Consider the following 7,815-nt stretch of genomic DNA (forward strand, 5'->3'; position numbering starts at 1 on the left):
GTCCGGCTCGGGGAACGGGCCCGCCCATCCACCCCTGGCGGGCAAACGACCGTTCGGGTCCTCCTAGGCTGTGACCCATGCCCACGCCCCCCGCATATGCCCTCGTCGCCACGGACCTGGACGGCACCCTGCTGCGCCCGGACGACAGCGTGAGCGCCCGGTCCCGCGCCGCGCTCGCCCGCGCCGCCTCCGCGGGCGCCCGGCACCTGATCGTCACCGGGCGGCCCGTGCCCGGGATACGGGCGCTGCTCACCGACCTGGCGTACACCGGGATCGTGGTCTGCGGGCAGGGCACCCAGCTGTACGAGGCCGGCAGCGGGCGGCTGCTGACCTCCGTCACCCTGGACCGCGAGGCCGCCGACGCCGCGCTCGGCAAGATCGAGGCGGAGACCGGGGCCGTGTTCGCCGCCGTGGACCAGGACGGCGTGGACGGGGTGACCCTGATCGAGGCCGGGTACCGGATGCCGAACCCGACGCTTCCCGCCCGACGCGTCGCCTCCCGCGCCGCACTGTGGGAGCGGCCGGTGATCAAGGTGCTGGTGCGCCACCCGGTGCTGGGCGACGACGAGTTGGCCGCCGTCGCGCGCGGGGCCGTGGGCGATCTGGCGACGGTGACCATGGCGGGGCCCGGCACGGTGGAGCTGGCTCCGCGCGGGGTGGACAAGGGCACGGGTCTCGCGGTGGCCGCCGAGCTGCTGGGGGTCGGGGCCGAGCGGACGATCGCGTTCGGGGACATGCCCAACGACCTGCCCCTGTTCGCGGGTTCGGGCCACCGGGTGGCCATGGGCAACGCGCATCCGGAGCTGCGCGCGGCGGCCGACGAGGTGACCCTGTCGAACGCGGAGGACGGGGTCGCGGTGGTCCTGGAGCGCCTTTTCGGCACGGGGGCCGCACCGGACCCTAGCTTGGTCTAGACCAGGACGGTAGGCTGCCGTCACCATCGTGGCGCCCCACCGCCACGGGCACAGCACAGCTTGGCATGCACCTGCCCTTCATGCCGCGCGCAGACGGGCGGGCGGGAAACCCCACGAACCCACCGAGGAGCTGTCGTGAAGCGCAAGAGGATGTCGGCCGTCGTGACCCTGCTCGCCACCGGCCTCGCCGTGTCCCCGGCGGTCGCGGCACCCGCCGCCACCGGGGCGAAGGCCCGTATCGGCGCCGACTGGGCGAAGCAGTCGATCACCTTCACCGCCGCCCCGGGGCAGGTCAACGACCTCCACGTGGTCCCGATGGACGAGGGCGACGGGGTCCGGCGCATCGGCTTCCGGGACTCGGTGCCGCTGCGGCCCGGCGACCACTGCACCTACCTGGAACCGGGGGTCGAGACGTACGTCGTCTGCGAACTGCCCACCGGCAGCGCCCGGCCGGACCGGATCGACGTCTTCCTGGGCGACGGCGACGACGAGATCGCCACCAGCGATCCCGGGGTCGCCACCGTCAGCGGCGGCCCCGGCGACGACATGCTGCACGCCCACACCGCGCACACGGTCCGGGGCGACGCGGGCGACGACATGGTCATGGGGCGCGTCGTCCTCGACGGCGGCGACGGCATGGACCACCTGATGGCCGTCGAGGGCGACCAGCGGCTGTGGGGCGGCCGGGGCGACGACATGATCGAGGCGTACGACGGTGACGACCTCGTGTACGCGGGCCCGGGCGACGACCACGTCATGGGCGGGGAGGGCGACGACGTCCTGCTCGGCGGGTCCGGAGACGACATGGTCCACGGCGAGGCGGGCGACGATGTGATCATCGGCGGCCGGGGGAAGGACACGGCCGAGGGCGGCCCGGGCCGGAACATCACCCTCCCCTGACCGGGGCATCGGACATCACACTCCTCGAACGCCTCTACGCCCGGGGCGGGTTGAGCTTGCGGAAATAGGTCCAGCTGGTCTCGTTCGGCTCGCTCCACTCATCCGGGGCGTGCGCGAACTCCGGGTGGTGGGCGGCGATGTAGGCCCGGGTGCGCTCGGGAACCTCGGTGTACGCGCCGAGCTTGCGGCCCCGGCAGTGGAAGGTGAGGCCGCCGGGCCGCTGCCCCCGGGCCATCCACGGCAGCCACGGGGACATCCGGCTCCACGACATGGTGGCCGGGACGCCGGCCGCCGGACCCGCCAGGTCCGCGCGGTCGGCGAAGAACTGGAAGAGTTCCAGGGCCCGGTACGTGTCCCCCGCCGAGTGCACCGGATACTCGGCCACCGGCAGCGGCGAGGGGTAGGCGAGCGGGATCTCCAGGCTGAAGCAGAGCTGGTCCCCGAGGTCGGTCGTCGGGACCGGGAAAGGGCGCCACTTCTGGTTCGCCGGGTCGTTCCAGACGTGCACCACCGGCAGGTCCTGCCAGGTCTCCAGGATCTCGCGGCTGACGGGATCCAGATAGAACGCGGCCTCACGGGTGAGCAGACGGTACGCGTCCGGCCCGGCCTCGGCGTCCTGGACCAGGCGGGCGACGTTGAGGCCCTCGAAGCCGAAAACGCGCTGGTAGGGCTCGTCGGGGGCCCAGGAGTAGACGTCTCCGGACCACCAGTACGTGACCTCCTCGCCGTCGAGGGAGGCGCGGGTGCGGGCGAAGGAGCGGAGCAGCTCAGCAGGACTCTCGGCGAGGTTCGTCATACGGACCACTGTGCGCGACCGGCGGGCGGGATTCACCCCGCCGGGGCCGCCGGAAGGTCCTGCTCCGTCCAGAGCACCTTGCCGTCCGGACCATGGCGCGCCCCCCAGTGGGAGGCGAGGCGGGAGACGATGAACAGGCCCCGGCCGCCCTCGTCGACGGTCCGGGCGTGCCGCAGGTGCGGGGAGGCCGTGGAGCCGTCGTGGACCTCGCAGGTGAGCGTGGAGTCCAGCAGGAGCCGCAGCCGCAGCGGCGGGGTGCCGTAGCGGACGGCGTTGGTGACGAGTTCGCTGACGATCAGCTCGGTCGCCTCCACGGTGTCCTCGTCCAGGCCCCAGCCCTGGAGCCGGTCGCGGACGAGCACCCGGGCGGTGGCGGGCGTCGTGGGGTCCTGGGCGAGGTCCCAGGTGGCGACCAGGTGGTCGGAGACCGTACCCGTACGGGCCAGGAGCAGGGCCGCCCCGGCGGCGCGGGTGTCGTCCGGCAGCGCGTACACGATGTCGTCGCCGAGTTGCTGGAGGCTGCGGCCCGGCCGGGCGAGGGTCTGCGTGATGCGGTCGGCCGCGTGGTCGCCGGAGAGCAGGTCGGCGGTGCAGAACGCGAGGAGGCTGCCCTCCTCCAGGGTGACGGTGGCGGGCGCGAAGAGGGCGCTGTCGGCGGAGAAGAGCCCGGGCCCCTCCGGTACGTCGAGGGCGACCGCTCGTCCGTCGGGGCCGACGATCAGCGGCGCGGGGTGCCCGGCGCGCGCGACGGTGCAGGTGCGGGTGAACGGGTCGTAGACGCCGTACACGCAGCTCGCGCTCAAGGGTTCGCCCTGGAGGGAGTCGGCGGGCGGCAGGGCGGCGCGTTCGTGGGCGAGGCGGTCGGCGGTGTCCTTGAGCCGGGCGAGGACCTCCTCCGGCTCCAGGTCGAGGCCCGCCAGCGCCTGGATGACCGTACGCAACTGGCCCATGGCGATGGCCGACTGGAGCCCTTCGCCCGCGACCCCGCCGACGACGAGCGCGGTTCGGGCGCCGGACAGGGCAATGGTGTCGAACCAGCAGCCGCTGTCCCGGCCGGGAAGCAGGACGTGCGCGGTGTCGACGGCGGCCTGCCGCCGCTCCGCCTGCGGGAGCAGCCGCCGCTGGACCGTCGAGGCGATGACGTGTTCGCGCTCGTAGCGGCGGGCGTTGTCGATGCCGAGGGCCGCCCGGGTGGCCGCCGATACGGCGAGGGAGACGTCGTCCTCGTCGAAGGGCTCGGCCGCCCCGCAGCGGTAGAGGCTGACCAGTCCGAGGACCGCGCCCCGCAGGGTGAGGGGCGCGACGATCAGGGAGTGCGCGCCGGTCTCCGCGACGGCGCGGGCCCCGCCCGGGTCGGTGGCCGGCCACGGGGTGTCGGGCCCGAGCGGGACGAGCCGGGCCCGCAGGTCGGCGGCGGCGAGCGCGTACGGGGTGCGGACGGGGAGGTGGCGGGTCGCGCCCGCCGAGCGGCCCCCGGCCCCGTTCCCGCCCTCCACCGTGTCCCGGACGGCGTCGCACCGGCCGCTCGCGGCGCGGCGCAGCGGAGTCCCGGGCGGCAGCGGACCCACCGGCGGCTCGGCGCCGCGCAGGACGTCGTCCACGACCTCCACGACGGCGAGGTCGGCGAATCCGGGCGCCAGGGCATCGGCGAAGGCGCGGCAGGTGGTGGCGACGTCGAGGGAGCCGCCGACCGCGTCCCGGACGGCGGCGAGCGCGGCTTCCCGGGCGAGGGCCCGTTCCCGCTCGGTGACGTCGACGACCGCGACCAGCAGGCCGGGGGCCGGTCCTTCGGGGCCGTCCAGGCGGTAGGAGGAGACCAGGAACACCCGGTCGCCGGGGATCTCGCGCAGGCGGCCCCGCACGAGGTGGTCGCGCACCGGGCCCTCGCCCGCCAGCACCCGCTTCATGAGCTGTTCGGCGCCGTCCGGGTCGTCGAGCCGGAAGACTTCGGTGAAGCGGCTTCCGATGAACTGCCCGGTCTCCACGCCTTCGACGAGCGAGTTGGCGCGTACCAGTCGGAGCTGCGGGTCGAGCACGACGAGGCCGACGGCGGACTGGGTGAACAGCGCCGCGAGAAGCGCCTCGTCGAGACCGCCCCCTGGCCCCGCGGCCCTCCCGGGCCCGGCCGGGGTCTCACTGTCCGACACGGCTCCACCCACCCTCCGGCTCCGGCGCGCCGAAGCCGGAGCCGGCACGCGCCGGACCAGCATCACCCGCCGCACCGGACCCGGCCACCGGTGAGCCGCAGAGGCGTGACAGCCTCCTGCCCCACCGGGCCCCGACCGTGCCCGCGCCCGTCAGTACCCCGGCGCCCGCAGCGAGCGCAGTACGTGGTCCACCAGGGAGGCGATCGTCTCCTCGTCCTGGACGGGCTTGCGCAGCACGTGGCGGTAGTAGACCGGGCCGTACAGCATCTCCACGGCCAGCGGGAGGTCCGCGCCGGGCGGGATCTGGCCCTGGTCCTGGGCACCGCGCAGCCGGCCGATCGCCTCCTCGACCCGTGGGTCGATCAGCTGTTCCCGCAACTGCCGGGCCAGGATGTCGTCGTGGTGCAGCTCGGAGAGGATGCCCGCGTAGGCGGGGCCGAACGGCGGGACCGAGAGCAGTTTGACCGCGCCGGCGACGTGGGAGCGCAGGTCGGCGCCGATGTCGCCGGTGTCCACGAACGGGGTGGCGTCGATCAGGGCGTCCGTGAACGCCTCCAGCAGGACCGCGCCCTTCGAGGGCCACCAGCGGTAGATCGTCTTCTTGCTGACCCCCGCGCCGGCCGCGATGGCCTCTATCGTGACGTGGCCGTACCCCCGCTCCGTACACAGGTCGAGAGCGGACCGCAGGATCGCGCGGCGTGATCGTTCGCTGCGTCGCACACTGCTCGGCGATGTGATCATTCGGTGAGCATAGGGGGGTTCCAGCCAATCTCTTGTTGACATCTCGTCGCCAAAGACCGAACAATACCCAGGCGGAAACGGAACGTACCGTGTCGTGTCGTTCCCCTTGTCCGCACCGTTCGTGCCGTTCGTGCCGCGACGAGCCGATCGGGGGACGGCTCGCCCGGCCGACGGCGCGTGCGGACCCCGCCGATCCGATCCGGCCACGCCCCTCGCGCTCTCTCCGGGTCGCCCCTCACGCCGTGATGTCCTTGGCCGTGAAGCGCGCCCAGGCCGCCGAGCCGAACACCGCGACGTACAGCCCCTGCAGTTGGAAGTTCCTGCTCAGGTCGTCCCAGTGGACGGGCTCGCGCAGGACGTCGGCGAACGACATCCAGTAGTGCGCGAACAGATACGGGTGCACGCCGCTCAGCTGCGGAATGCTGTCCAGGATCTGCACCGTGATCAGCAGTCCGACGGTGGCCGCCATCGCCCCGATCCCGCTGCCGGTCAGCGTCGAGACGAACAGCCCGAGCGCGGCGAACCCGGTCAGGGAGACCGCGACGACCAGCGCCGTCAGCGCCGCCCGCACCAGCCCCTCGCCGAAGCTGATCCGGGTCCCGGAGATCGTGGTGACCTCCCCCACCGGGAACAGCAGCGCGCCCACCGCCAGTGCCGACGCCGCCACGACCAGGGTCGCGATCAGACAGAAGGCGAGGACGGAGGCGTACTTCACGAGCAGCAGCCGGGTCCGGCCCGCCGGGGCGACCAGCAGATAGCGCAGGGTGCCGCTGCTCGCCTCGCCCGCGATCGCGTCGCCGGCGACGACGCCGACGGCCATCGGCAGGAAGACCGGCAGCGTCGCGGCGAGGGCGGCGAAGACGAGGAAAAGGCCGTTGTTGGTGACCTGGGCGAGGAACGCCGGGCCGGCCCCGCCGTCCGGACCGCCCGCCCCGCCACCGCCCCCGCCGCCGGTCTCGATCCGCACCGCGATCCCGATGAGGACGGGTACGGCGGCGAGGACGGCGAGGAGGGCGTAGGTCCGGTGGCGGCGCAGCAGGGTGGTGATCTCGGACCGGAGGAGGCCCAGCGTCCACAGCGGGTTGCGGGAGCGCCGCGGATCGCCGGGGCGTACGGGTGCGGCCCGCGCGACCTGCATGGTCCGCGACGCCTTCTCAGCCTGCGACATCGAATCCCTCTCCCGTGAGCGCCACGAAGGCGTCCTCCAGCGAACCCCGCTCGACGCCGAAGAACCGCACCCGCACCCCGCCGCCCACCAGCGCCGCGTTGAGGTCGGCGAGGTCCACGGCGGCGGGCGGGGCGTCGGCGGTCAGCCGGTCGCCGTCGGCGCTCACGCCGGTGAGCCCGTGCTCCTTGAGGATGCGGGCGGCGTCCCCGGGGTCGGGGGTGGTGACGGCGAGCCGGCCCCGGGCGCTCGCGGCGAGGTCGGCGACGGGGCCCTGGACGATCAGCCGCCCCCGGGCCATCACGGCGGCGTGCGTGCAGACCTGCTCGATCTCGTCCAGCAGGTGGGAGGAGAGGAACACCGTGGTGCCCTCGGCCGCCAGCTCCCGGACCAGGGAACGGATCTCGCGCATGCCCTGTGGGTCGAGGCCGTTGGTCGGCTCGTCCAGGACCAGCAGCCGGCGCGGCCGGAGCAGGGCGGCGGCAAGACCGAGGCGCTGCTTCATGCCGAGCGAGTACGCCTTGGCCTTCTTGGCCGAAGCGGCGGCGAGCCCGACCCGCGCCAGGGCCGTCCCGACGCGGGCCCGGCGGGTGCGCGGGTCGGCGGTGGGGTCGGCCCGGTCGTACCGCAGGAGGTTGTCCCGGCCGTTCAGGAAGCCGTACAGCGCGGGCCCCTCGATCAGCGCGCCGACCTCCGGCAGCACCGTACGGGCGGCCGTCGGCATCGGGCGGCCGAGCACCTCGGCGGTGCCGGACGTCGGGTCGATGAGGCCCATCAGCATCCGGATCGTGGTGGTCTTCCCGGAGCCGTTCGGGCCGAGGAAGCCGAAGACGCTGCCGGCCGGCACGGTCAGGTCGAGGCCGTCCACGGCGAGCTGGCCGCCCCGGTAGCGCTTGGTCAGGCCGCGGGTGCGGATGACGGGGGCGCCGGTGGCCGGGTCCGGCGCGGCGTTCCCGGCCGGCCCGGCCCCCGCTGCCGCGCCCCCGGCCGCCACATCCCCGGCCGCTGTGTCCGTCATGGCGGTCGCACCTCTCGTCAAGCGCGGGACCGTCCCGTCCCGCCGCGCGGGGTGCGCGGCGGGAAGGGACGGCCCGGGGACCCGATGCCCAGGCGTCCCAGGGAAGGTTGTAATAAGCCGCGGCGTCGGCGGCA

General features: G+C 74.3%; 7 protein-coding genes. 2 read left to right on the plus strand and 5 right to left on the minus strand.

Going from position 1 to position 7,815, the window contains the following annotated elements; genetic code table 11:
- Positions 1-77 precede the first annotated feature (77 nt).
- Together ACFWRV_RS32690 and ACFWRV_RS32695 are read left to right on the plus strand one after the other, a co-directional pair.
- Positions 78-914, plus strand: a complete 837-nt coding sequence (locus ACFWRV_RS32690; RefSeq protein ID WP_384339541.1) for an HAD family hydrolase — start codon at positions 78-80, stop codon at positions 912-914.
- A 150-nt stretch (positions 915-1,064) separates the two neighbouring features.
- Positions 1,065-1,814, plus strand: coding sequence for a calcium-binding protein (locus ACFWRV_RS32695; protein ID WP_384339549.1), 750 nt, complete (start codon positions 1,065-1,067; stop codon positions 1,812-1,814).
- A 34-nt stretch (positions 1,815-1,848) separates the two neighbouring features.
- On the opposite strand, the gene ACFWRV_RS32700 is transcribed toward ACFWRV_RS32695, so the two are convergent.
- The 5 genes from ACFWRV_RS32700 to ACFWRV_RS32720 form a co-directional block, all read right to left on the minus strand.
- The gene (locus ACFWRV_RS32700; protein ID WP_384339542.1) at positions 1,849-2,610 is read right to left on the minus strand and encodes a DUF1838 family protein; all 762 of its coding nucleotides are present in this window, start codon (positions 2,608-2,610) and stop codon (positions 1,849-1,851) included.
- Between the two features lie 32 nt (positions 2,611-2,642).
- Positions 2,643-4,757 (minus strand): SpoIIE family protein phosphatase, encoded by a 2,115-nt coding sequence (locus ACFWRV_RS32705; protein ID WP_384339543.1) that lies wholly within the window; start codon positions 4,755-4,757, stop codon positions 2,643-2,645.
- A gap of 150 nt (positions 4,758-4,907) precedes the next feature.
- Positions 4,908-5,498 carry a TetR/AcrR family transcriptional regulator gene (locus ACFWRV_RS32710; protein ID WP_384339544.1) on the minus strand — a complete coding sequence of 197 codons (591 nt, stop codon included), beginning with the start codon at positions 5,496-5,498 and terminating at the stop codon, positions 4,908-4,910.
- Between the two features lie 235 nt (positions 5,499-5,733).
- Positions 5,734-6,666: an ABC transporter permease gene (locus ACFWRV_RS32715; protein ID WP_384339545.1), complete on the minus strand. Its 933-nt coding sequence runs from the start codon at positions 6,664-6,666 to the stop codon at positions 5,734-5,736.
- On the minus strand, positions 6,653-7,681 hold the full coding sequence (locus ACFWRV_RS32720; RefSeq protein ID WP_384339546.1) for an ABC transporter ATP-binding protein: 1,029 nt from the start codon (positions 7,679-7,681) through the stop codon (positions 6,653-6,655). Before ACFWRV_RS32720 ends, ACFWRV_RS32715 begins: the two co-directional genes overlap by 14 nt.
- Positions 7,682-7,815 lie beyond the last annotated feature (134 nt).

This window comes from Streptomyces sp. NPDC058576, assembly GCF_042718715.1.
Lineage (GTDB): Bacteria > Actinomycetota > Actinomycetes > Streptomycetales > Streptomycetaceae > Streptomyces.

Coding starts and splice junctions, on each gene's coding strand:
- ACFWRV_RS32690 (WP_384339541.1), top strand. CDS start 78: ATGCCCACGCCCCCCGCATATGCCCTCGTCGCCACGGACCTGGACGGC.
- ACFWRV_RS32695 (WP_384339549.1), top strand. CDS start 1,065: ATGTCGGCCGTCGTGACCCTGCTCGCCACCGGCCTCGCCGTGTCCCCG.
- ACFWRV_RS32700 (WP_384339542.1), bottom strand. CDS start 2,610: ATGACGAACCTCGCCGAGAGTCCTGCTGAGCTGCTCCGCTCCTTCGCC.
- ACFWRV_RS32710 (WP_384339544.1), bottom strand. CDS start 5,498: ATGATCACATCGCCGAGCAGTGTGCGACGCAGCGAACGATCACGCCGC.
- ACFWRV_RS32715 (WP_384339545.1), bottom strand. CDS start 6,666: ATGTCGCAGGCTGAGAAGGCGTCGCGGACCATGCAGGTCGCGCGGGCC.
- ACFWRV_RS32720 (WP_384339546.1), bottom strand. CDS start 7,681: ATGACGGACACAGCGGCCGGGGATGTGGCGGCCGGGGGCGCGGCAGCG.